The sequence below is a fragment of the Armatimonadota bacterium genome, assembly GCA_036504095.1.
Taxonomy (GTDB): Bacteria; Armatimonadota; DTGP01; order JAKQQT01; family JAKQQT01; genus DASXUL01.
Map to the genome: position 1 here is coordinate 211,287 of DASXVS010000048.1, position 23,961 is coordinate 235,247.

A 23,961-nucleotide genomic window follows, 5' to 3' on the forward strand; every position below is an offset into this window, starting at 1 on the left:
AACGTCTCGCCGCAGCCGGTGTATATGTGGTAGGGACTATATGCGACGCGCGATGCGCCTGCCACCCGGAGGCTGTCAGCAGAGACGCACGCCCAAACGGCAGGCTCTCTGCTATAATCATTCAGCGGAGGGCGTGTGGCGGAACGGCATACGCAGCGGACTTAAAATCCGCCGGGGTAACCCTTGTGGGTTCGAATCCCACCACGCCTACCAGATACAACGGTTCCGAGTTCCTGGCTCCGCGCCTCGGAACTGGACACTCGGAACTCGGAACCCACGAAAGGTGGATACGATCATAGCCGCGAAGACCATCAAGAACGCTGTGGCGGCGCCGGAACGGGCCGCCGTTTCAGGCGCCGCCACAACCACGGCGCCCGGGCAGCTCAATCAGGCCGCCGTGCAGGCGGAAGTCCAGGCGCTTCTCGCGCAAGGCCCCGAGGTCGCTTGCGATGTTGCGATTGTGGGCGGCGGCCCCGGCGGCTATGTGTCCGCAATCCGCGCGGCGCAGTTGGGCGCGAAAACGGTGCTCATCGAAGCCGGCCCCATGGGCGGGACCTGTCTGAACGTCGGCTGCATCCCCACCAAGTGCCTCCTCGGCTGTGTTGAGACCTACGACGCCGCGTTGCACGCCAAGGAAATGGGCGTGATCGTGGCGGACGTCAAGCCCGATTTCCCAGCGATGCTCGCGCGAACGAAGAAGATCGTCGACGGCCTCGTGAAGGGCGTCGAGTTCCTGATGAAGAAAAACGGCGTCACTGTGTTGAACGGCATGGCCGACTTCGTGGACGCGCACACGCTGGCGGTCGGCGCCCAACGCGTGAAAGCGAAGAACATCATAGTGGCGACCGGTTCCAAAGTCGTCGAGATCGATCTGCCGGGCATCGGTAAGGACTACATCACGTCCGATTCCGCGCTGGAAATGGGCGAACTGCCAAAACGGATGGTGATTCTCGGCGGCGGCGTTATCGGAATGGAATGGGGATTCATCTACCAGACGCTGGGCGTTCAGGTAACCGTGGTGGAAATGCTGCCCAACGTGCTCACCGGCGTCGAAAAGGAATGCGCGGACGAGCTGGTCAAAGTGCTGAAGAAGGCCGGGATGAAGATCCTGGTGGACTCCAAACTCGTGCGGGCGGAGCCCGGAGCGAACGGCGCAAAGCAGTACGTGGTCGAGACGAAGGCCGGCGAACAGAAGATTGAAGCGGAGTGCCTGTTCATGGCCGTCGGCCGGCGGGCGAACCTGACGGTGGACGCGGCGAAGATCGGGTTGAATGTGGAACGGGGCACTGTGGTTGTCGACGATCACCTGCGCACGAACGTGCCGGGCGTCTTCGCCATCGGCGACGTTGCGGGCATGCCCCAACTGGCGCATAAGGCGAGCGAGGAAGGCATCGTGGCCGCCGAGAACGCCATGGGGCACGACCGCGCGTTCAACCGCAAGCTGATCCCGGCGTGCATCTACACGTCGCCCGAGGTGGCCAGCGTCGGCATGACGGAAGACGACGCGAAAGCGGCCGGTTACGACGCGAAGGTGGGCAAATTCGCGTTCCGCCCGCTGGGCAAGGCGCAGGCGATCAATGCACGCGTCGGCTTCGTGAAATGGGTCTTCGACGCGAAATACGGACAGATCCTCGGCTGCCATATCATCGGACCGCACGCCGACGACCTCATCGCCGAAGCCGTGATCGCGATCGCCGCCGAAGCCACCATCGAAACCGTGGCACACACCATCCATGCGCATCCCAGCCTCCCGGAAGCGATGATGGAGGCCGCCTTGGCAGGGATCGGTGAAGGAATCCATTCGTAACGATGAAGTCTGGACGATGAACGACGAATCCGGATTCGGTGCGGGGGATCGCGGGGGATTCTCAACCACTGACGTGGCGGCGGACACGTCGCCCGGCCACACGGCGAGGGATTTGAATCCTCTTCCGCGCCCTCCATGGCCTCTGCGGTAGGCCCTGGGCCTCAGCCCCTGGCCCGTGACCTTACTGCGCCCTTCAACTCGCTCAGGTAGGGTTTGAACCCGTACCGGCGCATCTCCGCCCACGCCTTCGAGAAGGGCCAGTGCTGAACTTGCACGCGGTAGATGCCGATCATGGCGCCGGTTCGATCCGCGCCGTGCTGGCAGTGCACGAAGACCGGCTCCTTTGGCGCGCGCGCCAGCGTCGAGAGGAAAGTACTGACTTGAGCCGGCGTGGGCGCCTCCCGGCCCATCGGGATGTTCAACCACCGGAACCCCATGCGCAGAGCGGCCGCCTTCTCAAGGCGGACCTGTTTGGGTGAAATGCGGAGATCGATGATGGTCTGCACGCCTTGCGCCTTGAGGGTCGCGAGCCCGGCAGTTGTGGGCGCGCCGCCGCGTGTGATCCCGGGCGCCACCGTGTGGTAGTTCGGCAGATCGGTCTTCGCGGCATATACAGCGCCCGCCACGAACGGCAGCAGACAGAGCGAGCGCACGAGCGTACCAGACTTGACGGTCATCGTTTGAGGGTCCCCTTCCGGTAATCAGGATAGCGCGCGCCGTGTGCCCGGCGCCTGTCACCCAATCCCCGCCCCCCTGTTCCGCAGGATGCCTTCCACGAAGGCGATGTCCGACGTCTTGTCCACATCCATGGCCAGGTCCGTGAATTTTGTCCGATAACCCTTGGCGCGGACGCGCAGCAGGCGGGACATCCGGTCCTCGATATCGGCCACCTTCAGGCGATGCAGCACATATTTCAAGGCAAAGGCGGGGCCGACGAGCATCGCCAGGCCAAGGACGCTCCGCCTGCGCGCGCCCAAAAGCTCCTCCACCCATTTCCACCTCTCCAGCAAGGCGGCGCGCTTGGCCACGAATGCGCTGCAACCGGTAAACTCGCCGTCCGGGGTTCGGGCGAATATCCAGCCCCGATCGGGGAAATCGCGCTCGATGTCGGCGCGCTCGCAGAAAGGAAAGACCACGTCCGCGGCGGGTGCGCGCTCCAGGAGGTCGGCGACAGCCTCGGGAGTGAGCAGTGGCACGTCGGCGGAGATGCCGAGGATGCGATCCGCGTCTGGAAGAGCATCGAGGCCGGCTTTGAACGTCGCGGCTATGCCGCCCGCCTCGGGCAGGATGGAGAGATCCAGAGCCCGGAGGTCGGGCGAGTCCAGCGTGGGGCCGCCGAGGACGACGATGCGGCCAATGGCCGGGCAGGCGCGCAGGGCGGCCACCGTCCACCACACCATCGGCTTTCCGAGCAGGAGAATGGCAGCCTTGCAGGGTATCGAGGAATCCACTCCCGGGAAGCGGTCGAGTTCAAGTGATCCGCCGGCCAATACAACAGCGTCCGTCATTGCGTGCCTCCTCGCCCTGAGCCGGAATTCGGCGCCAGGTCACGGCCATGATGGCACGGTTGGTACTGAGAAGGCCATGCAGCACAAACATCGCCGGCGGTTTGAAGGTTCTGGAACAGCGAGGGCTCTCAGGGAATGTAGTGCCATCTAGGCAGTGATTTCTGACGCAGGAGGAAACCCGTGAAACGATCCAGTCTTGTAGTGCCGGCGGTTCTGCTGGCCATGGGCGCCATTGTCGCCCTCCACGGAAGGGGCATTGTCGCCGCGGCGCGGACTTCGAACCGCGTCGTGGTTCACGTGCGCGGCGTATCGGGACCGGCGATACGGAACGCCGGCCTGGTCGTGCCGCTGCAACAGCGCGGGCCGACGCAGGGCGAACTGCGGATGCTGGACAGAAAGGGCCAACCCGCCGGCGAGTGCCCGCTCACCCATACGGACGTGAGCGCCGACGTATCCGGATTTGTGGCCCGCGTAACCGTCACCCAGCAGTTCCACAATCCTTCAAACGAGCCCATCGAGGCCGTCTACACCTTCCCGCTCCCGTCCGACGCGGCCGTTGACGACATGGACATGCGGATCGGCAACCGCGTTGTGAAGGGCGAGATCAAGCGCAAGGAAGAGGCGCGCGCGGTCTACGAGGCCGCCAAGGCAGCCGGCCAGGCCACCGCACTCCTCGACCAGGAACGACCCAACATTTTCACGCAGTCGGTGGCCAACATCATGCCCGGCGAGGACGTGAGGATCACGATCAAGTACGTCAACACCCTGAAGTACGACGAAGGGCGTTACGAATTCGTGTTCCCGATGGTCGTGGGGCCGCGGTTTGTTCCCGGCGGCGGCTATACGGTGCCCGGCAAGCGGGGCGCGCCGAGCCCTCAGAGACAGACGGGCCGCGATGTGGGCAAACAGGCTGTGGTAACGGACGCCGACAAAATCACGCCGCCGATCACCCCGCCGGGAACACGCGCGGGGCACGACATCTCCGTATCCGTTAATCTGGATGCCGGCGTCGAGCTGGGCGAGATCACCTCTGTGATGCACGACATCGACGTGGCCCGCGACGGTAAAAACAGGGCGGAGATCAACCTCTCCAATCAGGCGTCCATCCCCAACAAAGACTTCATCCTGCGGTTCACGGTGGCGGGTGGCGCGATTCAGACCGGCCTGCTCACCCACGCGAACGGCAATAACGACGGCTACTTCACGCTCATACTTCAGCCTCCGGCCGCGCCGCCCCAGTCCAAGATCAGCGAGAAGGAGATCGTCTTCGTCATCGACCAAACCGGCTCCCAGATGGGAACGCCGATCGAAATGTCCAAGACCGCGATGAAATACGCCATCCGGCATCTGAACCCCGGCGACACGTTCCAGTTGGTGGGATTCAACACCAGCGTCTACCCATGCTTCGAGAAGGCCGTGCCCGCAACGCCAGATAACATCGCGAAAGCGATCGCCTACCTCGATCCATTGGAGGGAGCGGGCGGAACCGACATCCTGAAGGCCGCCGATTACGCGCTGTCCATGCCGGTGGACCCGTCGCGCCTCCGCATCATCTGCTTTATGACCGACGGCTACGTTGGCAATGACATGCAGATCATCGACTACGTGAAGACGCACCGCGGCCAGGCGCGCATGTTCCCGTTCGGCATCGGCTCAAGCGTCAATCGGTTCCTCATCGAGGGGATGGCCAGGGAAGGCCGCGGGCAGTCCGACATCATCGCGCTGAATGAAGGCCCCACCGCCGCGTCCGAGAAGTTCTACCGCCGAATCGCCAGCCCGGTCCTGCTGGATCCGCAGGTGGACTGGGGCGGCCTCCCCGTCCAGGAAGTCTTCCCGCAGCAGATTCCGGACGTCTTCTCTTACGGGCCGATCATCCTGAAGGGTCGTTACACCCACGCGGCTGAGGGCGACATCACCGTGCGCGGCCTCGTGCGCGGAAAGCCGTGGCAGGAAACGATCCACGTGTCGCTGCCTCCGCTGCAACCGAACGGCGGCGGGATCGAAAGCCTGTGGGCCCGCGAGAAGATAGACGACCTGCAGAGCCAGGACTGGATCGGCGCGCAAACCGGAAGCCCCATCCAGAACATTAAGGACCAGATCATCGACGTGGCGCTGGCGCACAGGCTGATGAGCCAGTACACCTCATTCGTTGCCGTCGAGCAGCGCGTGGTCAACGTGGGCGGCAGGCAGCGCACTGTCGATGTGCCCGTGGAGATGCCGGAAGGCGTATCGTACGACGGCATTTTCGGCGAGGCAAAGGACAAGTCGGCACTCACGGCGGGTACGCTGTATGCCACGGGGTCGAACCAGTATAACCTCAACTTCAACTACCGGAATGCGCCGGCTTCGACCGGGGCGTTCGGGATGTCCAAACTGAGTCCCGCAGTTCCACAACAGTCTCTCAGTCGCGGAACCGTCGGCGGAGGTTTCGGGGGGGCCGTCGCGGCAATCCCGACGCCGGCCGCCCCACCGATGCCTGGCGGACCGCCGATGCCGGCAGTGCGTCTCGCTCCGCCTGCAAAGCCACCCGTCCGGAGCAGACTCACGTTAAGTGAATCTCCCGCCCACGCCGCTGTCTCCACGAACGGAAGCCTCGCGGGCGAGGAACTCGCGTTCAAATCCGACGCGCTCAAGGCGATGAAGCCCGCGGACCGAATGGCTCTCCTCGAAAACGTGAAAATGCATACCGCACTGCACGGTCTTGCCGCGAAGGTGAAAGCCGAGGGCAAGAACGGGACGCTGCACACTCCGAGCGTGCAGGTCGACAACGGGCGCGTTTGGGTGCAGGTGTGGGTGAAATCGGCCAGCAAGGCGAACCTCGCCAAACTGAAAGCGGCCGGATTCACGCTGGAGACGACGCTCATGCCGGGCAAGCTGCTCCTGGGCAGCGTCCCGGTCGCCAAACTGGAGTCCATCGCCGCGCTGGTGTTCGTGGCCCGTATTGAGCCGGTGATCCTCAAGTAGGGCCGAGGGGCCAAACGGTGGTGCGGGGACGCGGCGGTGAAAGCCGCCGCGTCTCCGCGCGCCACAGGCTATCATCCCCATAAAGATCGGTTGATTCCGCGAGAGCCTGCCACCGTAACACAAAGGAAGATGCCATGCGCAAGATCGTTCTGTTCGCACTCCTGCTCACTGCCGCGCGCGCCGATGCGCAACTTGGGCGGCTGACACCATCGACCTTTCCGCTGCCCGGGTACTCCCCGGGGCCATTACCCTCCAGCCCCCACCGTGAGACAGGCTCAGACTCCGGCCAGCCCATCCTGACCGTGCTTGAGCGTGACCTGACCGGACAGCCGGTGGTGGCCGTCGGCGTCCTCTGGCCATACGTTGATCCCGAAACGGTGAAGGTCCGGGCGTCTTCCAAACTGCTGACCCGCGTTCAGGACGTAGCGGATGCCTTCAGCACACCGGAACAGCAGTGCGTGCCCTATGCGATCCGCGGCACGTGGGTACTGGCGCCGGGCACGCGGAAGCAGATGACCACGGACATCACCGGGCTGACGCCCGTGGACGTCAGCGGCCGCGGACGACTGATGAGCGAAGTGCTCGTTGGCCTGACCGCGCGCGAAAGGGATTTGCTCTGTTCGGCATCGGGCCTTGTCGCGGGCTCGTTGAACCCGCAATTGCAGAAGATGGTCGCTCGCGCGCTCCGGCCACCGATGCGCATCAGCGATATGCGGCAGACGCCGGGTGACAGCAGTATACTCGGCGCCCCCGATCTGGGTACTCTGATCTCCGCACCGCCCGATCTCACGCGCGTGCGCATCCGGGCCCAACTGCGATCGCGGCCCGCCTCCATCTTTATCACACGGCGCCAGCCGGACGGGTACGAGTACTCGCAGTCTTACGACGTGTTTCAGATGCCGCCGACGCCCCACTTCGAACTGCTGCCCAATGGGCCGGCAGGTTACTATTCGGGCGACAGCACGGATCTGCCGATGCTTTCCACCGTACCCAACACATTCAAACCGTCCGACCTGGATGGCAAATCCCTGGCACAGCCTTTCGGCGCGGCGGGCGTGATGGCGGTCGATGACGCAATGAAGCGCCTGGAAGCACTTACGGGCCGCAAATTCCGGGCGAGTGCCCAGTTCAGGCCCTTAAGGGTCTTTGTAGGTTCCAGCGCCATCCCGTGCGGGGACGTTGCGGACGCGCTCCGGCTGGCGCTCACGGCATCGTTCCGGCGTATAGGCGACATCTACTTCCTCACCTGGGACCGCACCGGGCTGGGCGCGCTGCAGATGACGGCCATGGAGAAGGCGCAGGGTTTGACGCACGCATCGGACAAGGCCGGTCAGGAGGCTGAAAACAGCGAGGCGTGGCTCGATCTGGCCATGCGCATCCCGTTCGCCGCGGACGACCCGCTGGGATGGACCGCCGGCCAGCGCCAGGTACTTTTTGGCCCATCGGATAACAAGCCCAACTCGTCCGGCAGTCCGCGTGTGGGTTGGAACAGTATGACGTCCGGCCAGCGCGCGGCGATACGCGCTCTCGCAGCCGGCGGCAAAGTGAACTTGCCGGACCTGACCACAGGGGAAGGTGAATACGCGGAACGCCTGTTGGCGGACAAGGATCTTGAGAAAGCGGGGCTGCAGGGACAGGCGACGGTCGAGCTGTGCGTCGATCTCGGCGACGGTAGATGGGCGGCAACCGGGAACTGGTTTTACAAGACCCTTTACCAGAGCACTCTGGAGTCGCTGCGATACCAGGCGAAGGAGCGAGCCGATGCGGAGAAGCGCCGACGTGGAGCAGGGGCAACGGCGGCAGCACCACCGCCATACCGCTACTATCAGGATCGCAATCTGATGCCGGCGCGGAACCGGGCGTTGATGGTGCCGGTGCTCTCCAAACAGCAGCTCAATAAGCTGGCGATGCAGATGCAGGTGCGCGGCATCAAGACTCTGTTGTACCCGGTCCTCCAGGGAGGCTATGTCACGATTCCGAGCAAGGCGTTTCCGCCGCACCCCGCCATGGGAGTTGCCAATGGCTGGCTGGCGTGTATGACCGCGATGAAAGGCGCCGGCGTGACCGTGATCGGCTATATGGAGGCGCTGGCGTGGCGCAAGACGAGGCAAACCCCTCATTGGCTCGATCAGCATCCGGACTATCTGGATGTGGACATCCTCGGACGCCCCCTGAGCGCACATCTCGCCGCGGACGCCGCCCGACTTCAAACGCGGGAGCCTTCGATCATCGGAGACATCGTCCGCGTGACAGAACCCGAGGTGAACGCGCGGCTCGATACGCTCCTGGGAGAGTATCTTCGCCAACCGGGTGTTACCGGCCTCTGCCTGGACGCCTGGAGCATTGACACGGCGTATCAACGGGGCCCCGGTGGCGGAAGGTCGTACAACCCGCAAATGGGCCGCTGGGGGGAGCTTGGATACGCCGTGCCTGACCGCGTCGCGTCCATTTTGAAGAACTCCGTGGATCCGGTCGACCTCGATCAAGGTATGCCCGGATTCCAGTCGCCGCCACTTGCCGCCGTTCAACTGCCGCGTCCGCCGATGGACATGCAGGCTATGAGAGCGGGGCGTCCGCAGCCGCAACCGCCATCCGCCGAGGTCGCGCTGGCGACACGGCTTCTGCCCAAGGCCAGGCCGGATGGCGCCCCTCTGCTTACGTTCGCAACCGACGGAGGGGCCACCCCCGGGTACTATCGCCCGAACAGCGGCCCCCCGGCGCCTCCGGCGTCCGTGCGGCTGACGCAGTTGTACACGGGCTTCGCCACGAATGAAGCCCGCTGTCTGCTGCTGCGGGTTCCTACGAGGGAGAGCGCCTTGTCCGCACCCGCTAACGGCCCGCCGATCGACCCCAAAGCTCCGGCGATCCTTTGGGCTGACGGGACCTATTTCCGGCCATCCAACACGGAGCCCGCCGACTGGGCCGTCTACGATTTTCGCGGCGCGCCGGAGGAGCTGGACGACAGCCTCCGCCGCGTGGGGATTCCGGACGACGGGGCGGAATCGGGGCCGGGAACGGGGGGTGGGGGCGGCAGACCGTTGCCGCCCGGGCGGCCGTTGCGCCGATAGACGGCCGGGTCAGCCGGCGCAAATAGCCGGCCGTCCAACACGCAGTCAGCAAACCGGGGAATGTGCCTTTCGGCACATCCCCCGGTTTGCGAATCGGAACCTGGAACGAAGGGCTCTGCACCTACTCAGCCAGCAACCCCCGCAGCACGTATTGCAGTATGCCGCCGTTGCGGTAGTACTCCACCTCGATTGGGGTATCGATGCGCAACGTGAGTGGGACCTCCACGGCTTCGCCATTGGCGCGGTGTATTTCCAACGTCACATCCCGCCGCGGTACGATCCCGCTCTCGAAACCGGTGATATCGAACGTTTCGGTGCCGTCCAGGCCAAGCGACTGCGCGCTCACCCCGTCTTTGAACTGGCACGGCAGCACGCCCATTCCGACGAGGTTGCTTCGGTGAATCCGCTCGTAACTCCGCGCGACAACGGCCTTCACTCCCAGTAGGCTGGTGCCTTTGGCGGCCCAGTCGCGGGATGAACCCGTGCCATACTCCAGCCCCGCGAAGACCATCAGCGGGGCCTCGGAGGCCTGGTACTTCATGCTGGCGTCGTAGATGCTCATCTGCTCGCCGTCAGGCTGATGGGCGGTCACCCCACCCTCGACGCCCGGAACCATCAGGTTCCGGATGCGTACATTGGCGAACGTGCCGCGCGTCATCACCCGGTCGTTGCCGCGGCGGCTGCCATAACTATTGAAGTCCTCCGCCGTGACGCCTTTCTCCTGGAGGTATATCCCCGCGGGCGACGACGGCTTGATAGCGCCGGCCGGGCTGATGTGGTCGGTCGTCACGCTGTCGCCGAAAATGGCCAGCGGTCGCGCGTTGCGGATCGGCCGAACGGGCTCGGGCGCCATCCCGAACTTCTCGAAGAACGGAGGCTCCTGGATGTAAGTGGACTCGCGGTCCCACGTATAGACGTTCCCCGTGCTGGATGGCACTTCGCCCCACAGCGGGTTCTGGTCTGCGAAGTCGCGATACAGGCTGCGGTAGGTATCGGGATCGTTGGCCGTTGCCAGCAGGTTCGCGATCTCTTCCTGAGCCGGCCAGATGTCGCGCAGGAAAACCGCCTTGCCGTCGGCGCCAACACCGAGGGGCTCACTCGCCATATCGATTTCGACCGTTCCGGCAAGGGCGAAAGCTACGACGAGCGGCGGGCTCATCAGGAAGTTGGCTTTCACGTTCTGGTGAACGCGCGCCTCGAAGTTGCGGTTGCCGCTGAGGACGCTGGCGACGACGAGGTCATTGTCGGTGACCACCTTCTCCAGGTTCGGCTCCAGCGGTCCCGAGTTACCGATGCAGGTTGTACAGCCGTAGCCGACAACCTGAAAGCCGAGGGCATCCAGGTAGGGCTGCAGGCCCGTCTTCTCAAAGTAGTCCGTCACCACGCGCGAACCCGGCGCCAGGGAGGTCTTCACGGTCGGTCGCACCTTCAGGCCGCGCGCGACCGCCTTCTTCGCCAGCAGACCGGCCGCCAGCATCACGCTGGGGTTGGAGGTGTTCGTACAACTTGTGATGGCGGCGATGACCACATCCCCGTGCTTCAACTCTTCGACGGATTTGGGGAACTCGCCGGCCGGCACATCCGTGACGCGGTCCGGCGTTGACCGGTTCTCCATCATCTCGATCTCAGTGAGCGGATTCGTATTGGAAGCGCTCACCTCTCCATTGACGGGCGCCGGGGCCGTTTCCACCGCCTGTTCGCCGCCGCCCGACAGCGTAGCCGATCGCAACGATGAGCCGGACAGAACCACGAACCGCCTTCCCGCCTCTTCGAGCGACCGATTGTAAGCCGAAGGCGAGCTCAGCAGTTCCTCGAACTTAGATTTGACGTCTGTCAGAGCGATCCGGTCCTGCGGACGCTTGGGCCCCGCGACGCAGGGCTCAACGGTCCCCAGGTCGAGTTCATGCGTCTGGCTGTAGGCGATTTCCCCGGCTTTGGGCATACCGAACAGGCCTTGCGCCTTGAAATACTGACGGAACGCGTCCACCTGCTCATCGCTGCGGCCCGTGGCCGCGAGGTAGCGGCAGGACTCTTCGTCCACGGGGAAAAAGCCCATCGTGGCGCCATACTCCGGCGCCATGTTGGCCAGTGTGGCGCGGTCCGTGAGGCTGAGCGACGCGGCCCCTTCTCCGTGAAACTCGACAAACTTGCCCACGACCTTCGCGGCCCGGAGCATTTCGGTAATCGTCAGCACCAGGTCCGTGGCCGTCACCCCCGGCTTCAGCGCGCCGTGCAGGTTCACGCCCACCACGTCCGGCGTAAGGATGTACACGGGCTGGCCGAGCATGCCGGCCTCGGCCTCGATTCCTCCCACGCCCCACCCCACGATACCCAGTCCGTTGATCATCGTCGTATGGCTGTCGGTCCCCACGAGTGTGTCCGGGTAGTAGACCCCGTCCTTCGCCAGCACTCCCTTTGCGAGGTACTCCAGGTTCACCTGGTGGACGATGCCGATGCCGGGGGGTACAACGCCGAAGCCGTTGAAGGCCTGCATGCCCCACTTGAGGAACTGGTATCGCGCCCGGTTGCGCTTGAACTCCATCTCCATGTTCCGTTGCAGGGCGTCCGGCGTCGAAGCGAAATCCACCTGGACCGAGTGGTCCACCACGAGGTCCACCGGCACAAGCGGCTCGATGACGGCGGGATCCTTGCCCATCCGCGCGACGGCGGAACGCATGGCGGCCAGGTCAACAAGCAGCGGCACACCGGTGAAATCCTGGAGGACAATGCGGGCGACCACGAACGGAATCTCCTCAGTGCGCTCCGCGTTGGGCTTCCAGTTCGCCAATGCCCGCACGTCGTCCTCGCGAACGCGGACTCCGTCCACGTTGCGGAGGACCGACTCCAGGACGATTCGTATGCTGACCGGCAGCCGGGAAACCGGGCCGACGCCCGCCGCTTCGAGCTGGGGCAGCGAGTAATACTCGCCATATTGAAACTGCTTCCGCGTGCCGAAAAGATTGTGCTTATCCGCCATAGATTGAGCCTCCTGTATGAACAACACTCATATTGTCTCGGAGGAGCCATCCATTAGCAAAGCGGTTGGTGATTGGAGATTGGGCGTTGCGGATTGAGGGTGGGGTGTTACGAGTGCAAGGAATCCTCCGCGATACCTCCGTGCCCTCTGTGCCTCTGTGGTTTGTCTTCGAACCCGCGCCCGGAAACGAACATAAGTTCTATAATGACCGTATGCGCGGTCACACTCCCAAACCGGGGTTCACGTCGTGGAATCCGCTCACCGGCTGCACCAAGATCAGCCCGGGGTGCAAGCACTGCTTCGCGGAGCGTATCTCGCGCAACCTCCAGCGCACCGGCGTCGCGAAATACGCCAACGGTTTCCAGCTGACGATGCACGGCGACGACATCCTCAACTGGCCGCTGACACACCGGCGGCCTACGCTGATCTTCGTGAACTCCATGTCGGACGTGTTCCACAAGGATGTCCCGCTAGCGTTCATCGAGCGCATCTTCGCGATCATCGACCGCGCACAATGGCACCGATTCATGATCTTCACCAAGCGCGCGGAGCGGCTGGCGGAGTTGGCGCCGGACCTCGCGTGGCCGGCCAACCTGTGGATGGCGGTGTCGGTCGAGAACGCGGACTACAGGCACCGCATCGACCTCCTGCGCACGGTCCCTGCTGCCGTGCGGTTCGTATCCTGCGAGCCGCTGCTGGGTCCGATTCCGGATCTGGACCTGGCCGGCATCGACTCCCTCGCCTGCGGCGCGGAGACCGGCCCCGATTCCCGTCCCTGCGACCCCGCATCGGTGCGGCTGTTGCGCGACCAGTGCGTGGCGCAGCATGTGCCGTTCGCATTCCACGGGTTTGGCAGCGCGGAGGATAGGGACGAAGGCCGCGACCGCCTCATCGACGGCGAACGCTGGCGCCAGAGCCACGATGCCTATCGGACCTTCATGACCGGCGGACAGATGGAGCTGTTCGGGTGAAGGGGAGCGCCAGAGTATCGTGGCTAATGCGTTCGCGAAGAGTTTGACGTCCGGGGGTCAAGGCGGTATAATGGAACCAATGGTACACTTGGGACCGGTGGGGAGGCGGTAATGACGAGAATATCGAGCAGGGAACTACGTGACGACCTCTCGGAGACGTTGAACCGCGTGGCCTATGGCGGCGAGACCGTTCGCGTTCATCGTCGCGGGAAGGGCCTTGCGGTCATTATCCCCGAAGCGGCATACGCTGCCTATGAGGAGTGGGAGGCTCGCGAGGACGCGAGACTGCTCGAACTCGCACGCATTTCCGACGACGAATCGAAGGGCGTCCCCGGCATCGACGCCGAAGCCCTTTTCCGGGAGCTTGGGGTGTAGACTGTGACCTATCGCGTCGTCCTCAACACCCACGCCGAAAGACAGTTTCGTAAGGTACCCCAACAGATTCAACCGCGTCTGGCCGCGGCGATACGCCTGCTTGCCACTGACCCGCGACAGCCCGATTGCCGCAAGTTGGTCGGAGGCAAGCATCACTGGCGCATTCGCGCGGCAGACATTTACAGGGTGGTCTATACCATCCAAGATGACCATATGCTGGTTACGGTGGTTGAGTTGGACCACTGGGACACCGTGTAAAAGCACACCCCACGGTGAGCCGCGGCAGCCCGTTTCATATCCCGCGGCGAGTTCGCAATCAGGTGAATGCCCTGCATCCTACCACTTCGCCGCGGCTCGGCCGGCCACGTATCCGCTGCTCCAGGCCCACTGGAAGTTGTAGCCGCCCAGTTGGCCGTCCACATCCAGTATCTCGCCGGCGAGGAACAGGCCGGGAACGATGCGCGACATCATCGTTTCGGGGTCTACTTCGTCCACGCTCACCCCACCCGCGGTCGCTTCGGCCTTCCTGTACCCATCCACCTCCGTCACGGGCAGATGGTGGTCCAGCATCGATGCCATCAGGCGGCGGCGGTCCGGGGCGGGCATACGCGCCATCGGGACGCGCGGGTTGACCTGGGCCGCATCGCAGACCATATCGGCAACACGTCGCGGCATAAACCGCGCGGCCATCGCGTATGGCCCGTGGCCGCGGTACTCCGAGAGGACGTAGGCCTCGAATTCCCGCTCTCCCCCGGCGGGCACCGCCGGCACAAACCGGCAGTATAAGGCGGCCGCGGGGTGATCTTTCGAGTCCCTCGCGATATGGCGGCTGACATTCAGGGCGGCGGGGCCGCTGTAGCCGGTGTGCGTGAACAGGAACGAGCCTTCATATTCCGCCAGGACGTCGCGGTGTTCTCTCCACGTCAGTCGGACGGGCAGCGTAACGCCGCTCAACGCGGCGTGCGCGGGGCTGTCGGAGAGCAGTGGGGAGAGCGCGGGCGTGGTGTAGACAATGGAGTGGCCCAGTTTGCCCGCCATGGCGTAACCCGCTCCTGTGCTGCCGGACTTCGGCAGGGAGAGGCCGCCGGTACACAGGATCACCGCTTTGGGCGAGAACTCGTGATCCGTTGTGCGCACGGTCCACGTTGCTCCCGGCGTTATCTCGTGGACATTTTGCGCGCATCTCAGGCGGACACCTGAGGACCGCACCGCCGTGGTCAGCGATTCAAGCACCGATTCGGCGGAGTCCGAGACTGGGAAGTACTTGCCCATCTCAGGCTCGAGTTTGAGGGGAACGCCGATATCCTGAAAGAAACGCAGCGTCTGGGGCAGCCCGAAGGCATCAAGAACACGCGCGACAAATTCGCGGGAGCCGCTGTGGAAATGCGAGGCGGTCACGTGCTCGTTCGTAACGTTGCAGCGCCCGCCTCCGGAGACCAGGATCTTCGCGCCGATCTTCTGCTGGGAATCCAGCAGAACGACGTTGGCGCGGGCCTTCGCTGCGGTCAGCGCGGCCATCAAACCGGCGGCGCCGGCGCCGATGACGACGATGGAAGATGGATGGGGGGAAGGCACATCGGCCTGCGTTCCACCGCGGTTTCTATCCTCCATCATCCGCCCTCCACCCTCCACGAAAACGGCCCGGCGACCACTTGAGTCACCGGGCCTGATGGTGCAGATGAGAGGATTTGAACCTCCACGCCCTTTCGGGCACATGCTCCTGAGGCATGCGCGTCTGCCGTTCCGCCACATCTGCAAACGGTTGCCGGCCCTGTACAGAGCCGACAACCGTAGTATACCAAACGCGGGGCCAAATGGCAAGGATACTGGGGGAACCCTCGACCCTCTAGAACCTCATCCCGGCCGTAATCGCCAGGCCGCGCGCTTCCTTGGCGATCCCGCTAAACGGGTAATGATAGTCGCCCTGAAGGTAAAGGCCACCCTTGAGGTCAATTCCGGCAAGCGCCTTGACACCGGCGCTCGTCTTCTTCTCAACGGTTGTCACGCCGAGAGTCGTGGTCTTCCAGCGCGCATCGTAGACGCCGAAACCGAGCCCGAAATATGGCTTGGGCTGACCCGGTACCAGCGTCGGCGATGAGTATCGTTGAACCAGAGTAACGCCGACTACACGGTTATCCTTGCTCTTGCCAAGGTAGTCCAGAGCGATTTCCTGGCCGCCCACCACCGGCAGGAAGCCCATATTCATGCGCGCATCCAGACCGACGGCTGTCCAGTTCTTGCCATTATCGGTATTCTTCGGCATATGCACACCGGCGCGGATGCCAAAGCTCACAGGTTTCTGAACATCACCGAACTGCGCCCGCGCCCCACCCGCAACCAACGCGCCGGCAACCGCCAGCGCCAAAGTCATTCGCATTGAAACCTCCTATAGATCCACGGAGCGGCCTGCCGGCCGCGACTACACTCCATGATTGTCGGAAACGGCAACCAGTTCCTCCAGTTGCGAGCACACCGCGATCGCGATCGCCGGAAGGGGCGTCAGAGATACAGAATGGCCGGCCGCTTCGCTGGGCACACCGTGCGAAAGCCATCTCGGCCAACCTGCGTCCGCAATGGCACGCTAGACTGTCAGCAGGACGCAACATTCCAGATGGCCGGCCATCGTTTGTCCGTGGCCGGGGAGGCCGATGAAGGTGACGGCAACGAGAAGACGTGCGAGAAGAACGCGGCGGCGCGGGTATTGGCCCGCGCCGGCGTATCTGTGCGTTCTCCTAGTGGCTTGGGCCGCTGAAGCCTTGGTCGCCGAGCGGAACTGGATCGCGACGCTTCTGACGTACCTGCCGCAGTGGCCATGGGCAATTCCACTGCCGTTTCTGGCCCTCGGTGCCCTGTGGCGCAAGAGCCCGGCCGATCTGATCGCCTGCGCCGCCTCGGCCGCCATTGTCGCCTTCCCGCTCAATAGCTTCAACATCCCCCTTCGCCCGCCCGCCGCACGCGCGGATCTGCGGGTCATGACGTTCAATATTCACGGCGGCAGGCAGGGAGTTCCTCGGGTCGCCTCATCGATCCACGCAGCCTCGCCGGACGTGGTCTGCCTCCAGGAGGCTCTGGCGGAAGAGGGTTCTCCCGACCCCGTTCCGGCGTTGCGCCTTGCACTTCCGAGTTACACTTTCGCGCGCGCGGGCGGCATCGTGATCGCCTCGCGCCTGCCTGTTAAGTCAATCGACACGCACAGCTATTCGGACGGGCGCATCTGGCGCAAGGCCCTGGATGTCCGTGTTGAAGCCAACGGCTGCGTGATTCGGGTCCTGGCGGTCCACTTCGTTACGGGGCGCCTGCACTTGCGAGGTTCCACGTCATCAATCTGGCGCGATTCCGGTCAAACGCGGATCGCACAGGCCGACGACGTGCTCAAGTGGGTCCGGCGAACCAAACTGCCCACTATCGTCGCCGGCGATTTCAACACGCCTCCCCGTGGTCTGGCCTACGCGCGGCTGCGTTCGGGCCTTCACAGCGCGTTCCAGGACGCAGGAATGGGATTCGGATGGACTTACCCGGCCTCGCACCCCATGTTGCGGATCGACCACGTGTTCACCGCCAACGGCGTTTCGACGTCAAATGCACTCGTCGGCCCCGCCGGAGCATCTGACCACCGGCCTCTGATTTGCGACCTCGCAATTCGCCGATAGATCGTGGTTCGACGCTTGAAACCACACTCGCTCGTCCGCCTGCCGCTGGGCTAGAATGGGCTTATGGTCGCAACGCAACAACCCACCGGACAAAGAATCACCTATGAGCAGTGGCTTAAGATGCCCCGCATGACCCAACCGCACGAGGTGATCAACGGAGAGATAACTATGTCCCCAGCACCAAGCAGCATACACCAATGGATTCTCTCGGAACTTCTCGACGCTCTTCGCCGCCACGTCCGCGGGTCGGGACTTGGAGTTGTCCTTCCGGCGCCAGTCGACCTCATCATCACCAAAGCGCCAACCCTCCGCACGCGCCAACCGGACCTCCTCTTCCTCAACGGCGAAAAAACCGGTGTGTACGGCCCGAAGCAACTTGAGGACATGCCGTCGATCGAGGTCGTTCCCGATCTCATCGTGGAACTGCTTTCACCGGAAGAGAACCGTCGCACGCTGACCGGTAAGTTGGACGACTATGCTGCGTTGGGGGTGCTTGAGGTCTGGCTGGTGAGCCGAGAGAGCGAGACAATCGAGGTCTTGTCGATTATCGAAGAAGGCTACAGTCGAACCGCGTTGTTCGGTCATGGGGACACGCTGACGTCTGGAGTGCTGCTCGGTTTCCAGTTGGAGGTGCAGAGCCTCTTCGGTTGACGGGCACTGTAGGCAGGACATGGAAAAGTATGCGTACGGCCGTATCCGTAAACTCGACGAGAGCCTGCACCAGGCCGGCATCGACGCGGAAGTCATCGCGCAGATCATGGAAGGCGGCGAAGCCATTACGGAGAGGACGTCCCCCGCGGCGAAGGCCGATTGGCTGCGCGAGGCAATCCGTAAGATGGACCGGCTCATTGAGGCCGGGCCACGCCATTCCATCCGGGAATCCTGCGCCTGCTGCCTTGGCGGCAAGAGGCTGGAGATCTCGAAGGCGATCGCCCGCGACAACCAGACGCTCGAGGGCCGGATTCGGGCAGCCAACGAAGCGAGGTTCGTGTTCGGCCACAGCGTGACGCTGGAGGACGACGGCAAGGTGATGGTACGCTTTGCGCCGGAGGGCTGGGAGTCATACGGCTGCCCGTGCCTGCCCAAAGCAAAGGAGCCGTTGCCCCTTACGTATTGCTACTGCTGCGGCGGGCACGCGAAGCACCACTTGCAGACGGCGCTTGGACGAAAACTCGAAGTCACGGTCATTCACACCGCGCTGTCCACCGGCGGCAAGAAGCCCTGCACATTTCAGTTCCGGTTCGCCGACTGACCATTCCGGTGTTGCCGAGAGGTTATCCGAATCAGAAAGCCCGGGCTGGAACCAATGTCGAATATGGACGACTAACTCGCGACCGTTTCCACGGCCGAAAAGGCCGAGTTCGAGCGGATCCGCGGCATCGTCAGGCTTCGGGCGCAGCCTGTCGAAACGCAGCGCTTTCCTGAAGGTACGACCCGGGAGCCGGGAGAACGCGTGATGTCCGATCAGTGGCTGCGAGGGCCCCTCACGACTCAGCCGCGCGTGGTGAAATGGCCGGCGTCTACGCGTCAGTCAGAGTGCATTGGTTTCGATCAAAGCAACACGGACGTCGCTTTCCGGCCTTCAGCCTCGAGCAGATACTGTCAACTCGTCGCTTACGCGTTGCGACCTGCTTGGCAGCCCCTATCCAGCGAATCCAGTCCCAACGTGCCATCGGCGTAATATCCGTCCAATGGGCATGTGCTTCCGGGTCAGCTGAGAGAGCTTTGCTTAAGTCCGCCGGCACCTTGGGTTCAGGCCAGTCCTTCGTTGGTTCAATCGCCGCCACTACCGCATCACCCGCATCCGCACCGGCAGCATCAAGGACGGTTTCGTTGACTTTGAACCAATGACTTCCCTGTCCATCGGGCTCAAGCACAGCCTGGAAGGGGACGTCATTAATGGTCCCCTTGACCAGATTCATTCCTCGCGATGGAAGATGCGCGCTTGAGTCCTTAGGCAGCACAAGAAGGACTCCGGAGCCGGTCCAATCGCTCTCTTCAGACCGGACCAGCATTGCTTGAAAGTGGATCGGGGGCATACTTCGAGTTCCTTGATTCCTCTGGATGGCACTTGCTTTGCCAACCTTCGTCTACACCTGGTACTTTAACCCAAGTATCGCCGGTTGTGTTCGGCCTCCTGGGGCCAGGGACAGCAGTGAATTCAGCTCCGGCTAGGCCACGGCGGCAACCCGCCAAACTAGACTGCAAGGAACCGCCATGGTAGCGCGGTCTGCCGAACACTGTTACTTCATGGCTAGGGGCGAGCCGGAGATCTCAGGGCCGCCTGTTACTCCATGCGTGACAGACCGCGACGGACATCGCTATAAGTATCCTTATGTCAATCATCGATGATTACCTTGCGACGGTCCCTCCTGCCGAAAAGGCCGAGTTCCAGCGGATCCGCGGCATCGTCAAGCGCCTGGTTCCTTCCGTCGAGGAAGGGGTCAGCTACGGAATGCCCGCGTACCTGTACAACGGAAAACCGGTGCTGAGCGCCATCGCCAACAAACGTTTCCTCAGCATTTACCCGTTCAGCGGCAAGGTCATCGATAGGCTTAAAGAGAAACTGACCGGCTTTGAATGCACCAGCGGCAGCGTCCATTTCACAGTGGAACGCCCTGTCCCTGAAGCTCTCCTCGAGGAGATCATCGCCTGCCGCCTTCAGGAGATTGATGCACCCAAACGCAAATCCTGACCCCTCTGGTGGATGCCTTCGGAACCAGCCTCCTTCCAAAGGGGGGCTGGTTCCACCGGCGTCATTCGCGGAAAGTAATATTCTCGGCCGACACCGTCAAAGGCGCCGGAATTGCGGCAGCAGCGCTTGAAAGCGCCGTCCCGAGCCGCATGGACAGGGATCGTAATCGCCGAGCTTCTCCAACAACTCCTTGTCCCCGTGAACGATTCGCGTGCCTCGGCCCACAGCCGTCTCAGACGGATATCCGCGCCGGCGCTTGCTCATCGGCCGGAAACGAGTTCTCTTCTTCGGTGTGACGTATCTGCGTATCCTCCGTTCTGTGTTCATCGTCCTGTATATCGCCTCAAAGCCGCCCAGCGCTAATGCTCTGAAAATCGGAACTGAATCCCGAATCCCCCCACCCGATCCCCGACACCATCCACCCCGACACCCGCCACCCGACACTTGAATCCTGGATGCTGAATGCCGGATGCTGGATGCTGCCCCCGCCCCCTACCGCTCCTCACCCGTCACCGAATCGTAATAGTACGACTGAACGTAGTTAACCATATCTGCATCCCGCAAGAACACATCGTCCTTCGGCGGAACGTACCCGCACGTCTGGCTCACCCATCGCAATGCTTCCGCATGCCGGTCTAGAGCCTTCTCCCCGCGCAGATTGAACGCCCATAGTGGCGCCGCCTCCTGATAATTCGGCGTCCAGTAGCTCCGTGGACAGAGATCGCCACCCGACCGAACCAGCCAGCCCCGCGCATCCCACCGTCGGATATACTGCTCCACCACGCTCCGCCTGAGGCCAAGGTCCTCCGCAATCCGCGGTCCCTGCAACGGCCCCCAGAAGACGATGTGCCGCGCCGTCGCCATAGCGACAGGACGAAGCAGCGACGCCTCCGCGTGATCCCGTACCACATCCCATGGCAAGACGTCATACTGACCCTCGAACCCGCTGTCCGGCCACATATAGTGCTCCATCGACGCAATCCGCCGCGTGACCCACCCATACCGCCACAGCCATTTCCGGCCCGTCTCCGTCGCCTCCCACTCCATCGCGTAACAACCGCCCGATTTCGACCGGGAACGCGCCGACTTGATCGCCGCCGCCCGCGGAGTCACCAGCCACGTCGCCTTCATCCCCCAAAGCGCCGCCCAAACCGATACCCGCGATACCCCTAGCGCCGCCGCCAGCGCCGGAGCGCGCTGTGCGCCGCGAACGCACAGATAACTCATCATCCGCAACCGCATGATGCTCGTCAACGAAACCCACACCGTGTAATCCGCGCACCCATCATCGTAACTCGGCGACCGCCCAACGCCCCCACCCGCCCGGAGCTGAATCGGACCCTCGCCCCGTGAACCTCGCCCCTCCCGCCTGCTGTTGGTCATCATTTCGCAAACCCTCCTACTTACTAGCCCGCGAAACCCCCCTTTTGTCTGAACTATTTTTCAGGGGAGCCGGGAGACAGGTATCGGGTACCAAAGCCTCGTAGTCCGCACGGGCGGCCTGGTCTTGAGTCGCCGAAGGGCGACTTTGTGCCCTTGTAGCCGTGGCTTCAGCCGCCGTGATCAGGGCATGGCGTTAGGCGGGTCATCCCTCGCTCCCCTGGGGCGAGCGCTGGTGTGAGGGCCTCTTTTCCCCGCCCCCGCGGCCTGGTCTTGAGTCGCCGAAGGGCGACTTTGTGCACTTCATAGCCGCGAATTCATTCGCCGGGAAGAGGCTGCTCGAACACTCCGCCGTTGCCGTCAACTCAGTACACAATCCAAATGAAGGGATTGCGGCGCATGAGAGTCAGATCATGTGGCAAGCCGCCTGCGACAGGCAGTGAGGGTGTCGCGAGCGGAATCGGACCGATCGAAACCCGCGGCGTAAGGACAAAGGTGCTGATGAACCGAAACTGGAAGATTCCCGGATGGGTGTTGATACCTCTACTCGCCTCCTCTCTGCCGGCTCCGGCGGCCGCCGCAACCGTCCGCGAACGTCTGGTCCAGGCCGCCGCGGGCTCACGGGACCTGTTCGGTAAATCGGCGGAGCTTTCCGATGAAGACGCGAAGATGCGCGCCATGGAGCCGGAGGTTCCCGAGGACCGAGAGGCCGGCTCACCGCCAAAGTATGCGAGAGCCCCCGAGGTCGCGGCCTACACAAAGCTGCGGCCATGGTCCGTAGCCTACCGTCGGCCATACGGGGCTGGCTGGCCTGTGGTAGACGTCAAAGAGTGGCCTGCCGTTTCGGATGCCGGTAGTCTGCGAAAGCTGTTGGGAGACCCGGACGGCGTGGTGCGGAGCCTGGCTGTAGAGGCATTGGGATCGCTGTACCAGCCGGAAGACGTCCCGCGTATTGCCGCGCTCCTGGACGACCAGGCAGCGGGAGCGATTGTGCTGGGTTGGAGCATGCCTGGTAGCGTAGTCTACACGCCTATCTGGGGGGAAAACCCGGTGGTTCCAGAACGATCGTGGCACGAGCGGACCGTGTCAACGTATGCGCGTGAAGCCCTCAAGATCATGACGGGGCATCGTTTTGACGGCAGATACCCCTCGCGGGTCACGTTCACCGAATGGTGGAAGACCCATAACCTGGGCTACTCCGCTCTGTGGTACTGGCAACAGCGGTTGAATCGGGAGGCAAGCGCCCGTCCGGTGCTGGTGCGGGCTGCCGATGAAACGGAAATGGCATTCTGGGATCGCAGCCGGACGGCAGCAAGGGCTTACGAGGCGGCACTGCACAAGGTCACTGTCGCGGAACTCCGAAAACAGCCGGCGGATGTACAGTGGAAAGTGTTCCTTCTCACGATCAATGTCTCTGGCGGCTGGAATGAGGATGGGAGCATGCCGCCTAACTCGTTGTTCCCTGATGGCTTGAGTATCCCCCTCAAGCCGGCGCGCCTGAAGGAACTGATAGCCGGCACAAACCTGTGGTCCGAGGTGGCGGATGTCGAGGGCGGTCGATGCCTGATGCTGGAGCGCCTTGCCCTGTGCGCGGATCAGATCGTCCGGGGATACGCCGAGCCGATGGCGTTCAAGCGTGCGCTGGCGAAGGCGCTGGAGAAGGAGGATTCGCACTCGTGGAACCGTCCTGTACTGGTCTCCAGGCTTCTGCTGCCGGCTCCGAAAGGCCGGATCAACGACCCGGAGTTCCGGGAAGGATATCTTCGGAAAGCGCTCGCGGATGAGAACGAGATCGTTCCGCTTGAGAAGATAGGAGGGCCGCGGGCAATCGCACCGGAGCACATCGGTTATTTCCGTGAGCAAGTTGCGGCGGAAATGGTGCGTGGCAACCTGAAGGTGGCCTACCCCCAATTCCTGTACCACTCAAGATGATAGGACCAGCTCGGTCGGTTTGTTGAATTGGGCGGCGAACTCGACTGGGGTCTTGTAGCCCAGACTGCTGTGCAACCGCTCGTTGTTGTAGTAATCCCGCCAGTCCTCGATGACCTGGCGCGCTTCCCGCCCGTTGGCGAACACCTCGGCGTTCAGGCACTCCTGCCGGAACGTCGCGTGGAAACTCTCCACCGTCCCGTTCTGCCAGGGACTACCCGGTTCGATATAGATGGGTCCAACGCCCTGCTCTCGCAGCCACTGCCTCACCGCCTTCGCGATGAACTCCGGCCCGTTGTCGCTCTTCAGATGTTCCGGCCGGCCCCTCAGAAGGAACAGCAGCCGCAGCGTCTCGATGACTTTCCTCGCGCTGAACGAGGGCTCCGCGCGCAACGTGAGACACTCCCGGTGGTACTCGTCCATCACCGACAGAATCCGCAACCTCCCGCCTTTCGCCGTCCGGTCTTCAATGAAGTCGTAGGACCACACGTGGTTCGTGTCAACGGCGCCTGAAAAATCCCCAATTGGGCGCGGGTGAAAATTCCCCACCTGTCTGACCTTGTGGGTCAGTTCTTTGGTTTGCTGTCTTCCAGCGCTATCGCCGGAGCGGACAACAGTCCTGCCTTCTTGCGTTCCT

20 protein-coding genes and 2 tRNA genes are annotated in these 23,961 nt (G+C 63.2%); 12 read left to right on the forward strand and 10 right to left on the reverse strand.

The features are described 5' to 3' along the window. The first annotated feature begins 129 nt into the window (after positions 1 to 129). Positions 130 to 213 (forward strand) — tRNA-Leu (locus VGM51_12360). A gap of 70 nt (positions 214 to 283) precedes the next feature. Then, positions 284 to 1,807 carry a dihydrolipoyl dehydrogenase gene (gene lpdA / locus VGM51_12365; protein ID HEY3413828.1) on the forward strand — a complete coding sequence of 508 codons (1,524 nt, stop codon included), beginning with the start codon at positions 284 to 286 and terminating at the stop codon, positions 1,805 to 1,807. Between the two features lie 161 nt (positions 1,808 to 1,968). Here the strand turns inward: lpdA and VGM51_12370 are convergent, their stop codons facing one another. Continuing rightward, positions 1,969 to 2,484: a tyrosine-protein phosphatase gene (locus VGM51_12370; protein ID HEY3413829.1), complete on the reverse strand. Its 516-nt coding sequence runs from the start codon at positions 2,482 to 2,484 to the stop codon at positions 1,969 to 1,971. Between the two features lie 57 nt (positions 2,485 to 2,541). Further along, on the reverse strand, positions 2,542 to 3,315 hold the full coding sequence (locus VGM51_12375; protein ID HEY3413830.1) for a nucleotidyltransferase family protein: 774 nt from the start codon (positions 3,313 to 3,315) through the stop codon (positions 2,542 to 2,544). Between the two features lie 180 nt (positions 3,316 to 3,495). On the opposite strand from VGM51_12375, the gene VGM51_12380 reads away from it, so the two are divergent. Then, positions 3,496 to 6,279, forward strand: a complete 2,784-nt coding sequence (locus VGM51_12380; protein HEY3413831.1) for a VIT and VWA domain-containing protein — start codon at positions 3,496 to 3,498, stop codon at positions 6,277 to 6,279. Between the two features lie 134 nt (positions 6,280 to 6,413). Next, entirely contained in the window at positions 6,414 to 9,347 is a 2,934-nt protein-coding gene (locus tag VGM51_12385) for a hypothetical protein (protein ID HEY3413832.1), read from the forward strand. A gap of 121 nt (positions 9,348 to 9,468) precedes the next feature. Here VGM51_12385 and VGM51_12390 read toward each other — a convergent pair whose 3' ends face one another. Next, complete coding sequence (locus VGM51_12390; GenBank protein HEY3413833.1) at positions 9,469 to 12,324, reverse strand: aconitate hydratase; 2,856 nt, start codon at positions 12,322 to 12,324, stop codon at positions 9,469 to 9,471. Positions 12,325 to 12,536: 212 nt separating this feature from the next. On the opposite strand from VGM51_12390, the gene VGM51_12395 reads away from it, so the two are divergent. The 3 genes from VGM51_12395 to VGM51_12405 all read left to right on the forward strand — a co-directional run bounded on the left by VGM51_12395 (position 12,537) and on the right by VGM51_12405 (position 13,928). Continuing rightward, on the forward strand, positions 12,537 to 13,295 hold the full coding sequence (locus tag VGM51_12395) for a phage Gp37/Gp68 family protein (GenBank protein HEY3413834.1): 759 nt from the start codon (positions 12,537 to 12,539) through the stop codon (positions 13,293 to 13,295). Between the two features lie 111 nt (positions 13,296 to 13,406). Beyond that, entirely contained in the window at positions 13,407 to 13,670 is a 264-nt protein-coding gene (locus VGM51_12400; GenBank protein ID HEY3413835.1) for a type II toxin-antitoxin system Phd/YefM family antitoxin, read from the forward strand. Positions 13,671 to 13,673: 3 nt separating this feature from the next. Further along, positions 13,674 to 13,928: a type II toxin-antitoxin system RelE/ParE family toxin gene (locus tag VGM51_12405; protein HEY3413836.1), complete on the forward strand. Its 255-nt coding sequence runs from the start codon at positions 13,674 to 13,676 to the stop codon at positions 13,926 to 13,928. Positions 13,929 to 14,006: 78 nt separating this feature from the next. On the opposite strand, the gene VGM51_12410 is transcribed toward VGM51_12405, so the two are convergent. The 3 genes from VGM51_12410 to VGM51_12420 form a co-directional block, all read right to left on the reverse strand. Next, on the reverse strand, positions 14,007 to 15,284 hold the full coding sequence (locus tag VGM51_12410) for an aminoacetone oxidase family FAD-binding enzyme (GenBank protein ID HEY3413837.1): 1,278 nt from the start codon (positions 15,282 to 15,284) through the stop codon (positions 14,007 to 14,009). Positions 15,285 to 15,340: 56 nt separating this feature from the next. Beyond that, positions 15,341 to 15,426, reverse strand: a tRNA-Leu gene (locus tag VGM51_12415). 90 nt (positions 15,427 to 15,516) lie between these two features. Then, on the reverse strand, positions 15,517 to 16,047 hold the full coding sequence (locus VGM51_12420) for a hypothetical protein (GenBank protein HEY3413838.1): 531 nt from the start codon (positions 16,045 to 16,047) through the stop codon (positions 15,517 to 15,519). 358 nt (positions 16,048 to 16,405) lie between these two features. On the opposite strand from VGM51_12420, the gene VGM51_12425 reads away from it, so the two are divergent. The 3 genes from VGM51_12425 to VGM51_12435 all read left to right on the forward strand — a co-directional run bounded on the left by VGM51_12425 (position 16,406) and on the right by VGM51_12435 (position 18,572). Continuing rightward, positions 16,406 to 17,320: an endonuclease/exonuclease/phosphatase family protein gene (locus tag VGM51_12425; protein HEY3413839.1), complete on the forward strand. Its 915-nt coding sequence runs from the start codon at positions 16,406 to 16,408 to the stop codon at positions 17,318 to 17,320. A 63-nt stretch (positions 17,321 to 17,383) separates the two neighbouring features. Next, positions 17,384 to 17,971, forward strand: a complete 588-nt coding sequence (locus tag VGM51_12430) for a Uma2 family endonuclease (protein ID HEY3413840.1) — start codon at positions 17,384 to 17,386, stop codon at positions 17,969 to 17,971. Between the two features lie 19 nt (positions 17,972 to 17,990). Then, a complete protein-coding gene (locus VGM51_12435) occupies positions 17,991 to 18,572 on the forward strand; it encodes a hypothetical protein (protein HEY3413841.1) in 582 nt (193 codons plus the stop codon). A gap of 268 nt (positions 18,573 to 18,840) precedes the next feature. Here VGM51_12435 and VGM51_12440 read toward each other — a convergent pair whose 3' ends face one another. Continuing rightward, positions 18,841 to 19,359 carry a YdeI/OmpD-associated family protein gene (locus VGM51_12440; GenBank protein ID HEY3413842.1) on the reverse strand — a complete coding sequence of 173 codons (519 nt, stop codon included), beginning with the start codon at positions 19,357 to 19,359 and terminating at the stop codon, positions 18,841 to 18,843. A gap of 296 nt (positions 19,360 to 19,655) precedes the next feature. On the opposite strand from VGM51_12440, the gene VGM51_12445 reads away from it, so the two are divergent. Then, positions 19,656 to 20,015 carry a DUF1801 domain-containing protein gene (locus VGM51_12445; protein HEY3413843.1) on the forward strand — a complete coding sequence of 120 codons (360 nt, stop codon included), beginning with the start codon at positions 19,656 to 19,658 and terminating at the stop codon, positions 20,013 to 20,015. Positions 20,016 to 20,111: 96 nt separating this feature from the next. Here the strand turns inward: VGM51_12445 and VGM51_12450 are convergent, their stop codons facing one another. Then, positions 20,112 to 20,342, reverse strand: coding sequence for an SEC-C metal-binding domain-containing protein (locus tag VGM51_12450; protein ID HEY3413844.1), 231 nt, complete (start codon positions 20,340 to 20,342; stop codon positions 20,112 to 20,114). Between the two features lie 165 nt (positions 20,343 to 20,507). Continuing rightward, on the reverse strand, positions 20,508 to 21,401 hold the full coding sequence (locus tag VGM51_12455; protein ID HEY3413845.1) for a hypothetical protein: 894 nt from the start codon (positions 21,399 to 21,401) through the stop codon (positions 20,508 to 20,510). Positions 21,402 to 21,794: 393 nt separating this feature from the next. On the opposite strand from VGM51_12455, the gene VGM51_12460 reads away from it, so the two are divergent. Continuing rightward, positions 21,795 to 23,327 (forward strand): HEAT repeat domain-containing protein, encoded by a 1,533-nt coding sequence (locus VGM51_12460; GenBank protein HEY3413846.1) that lies wholly within the window; start codon positions 21,795 to 21,797, stop codon positions 23,325 to 23,327. Here the strand turns inward: VGM51_12460 and VGM51_12465 are convergent. Next, on the reverse strand, positions 23,319 to 23,961 hold a 643-nt coding region (locus tag VGM51_12465; GenBank protein ID HEY3413847.1), incomplete at its 5' end, for an IS3 family transposase. The two genes, VGM51_12460 and VGM51_12465, sit on opposite strands and share 9 nt — an antisense overlap.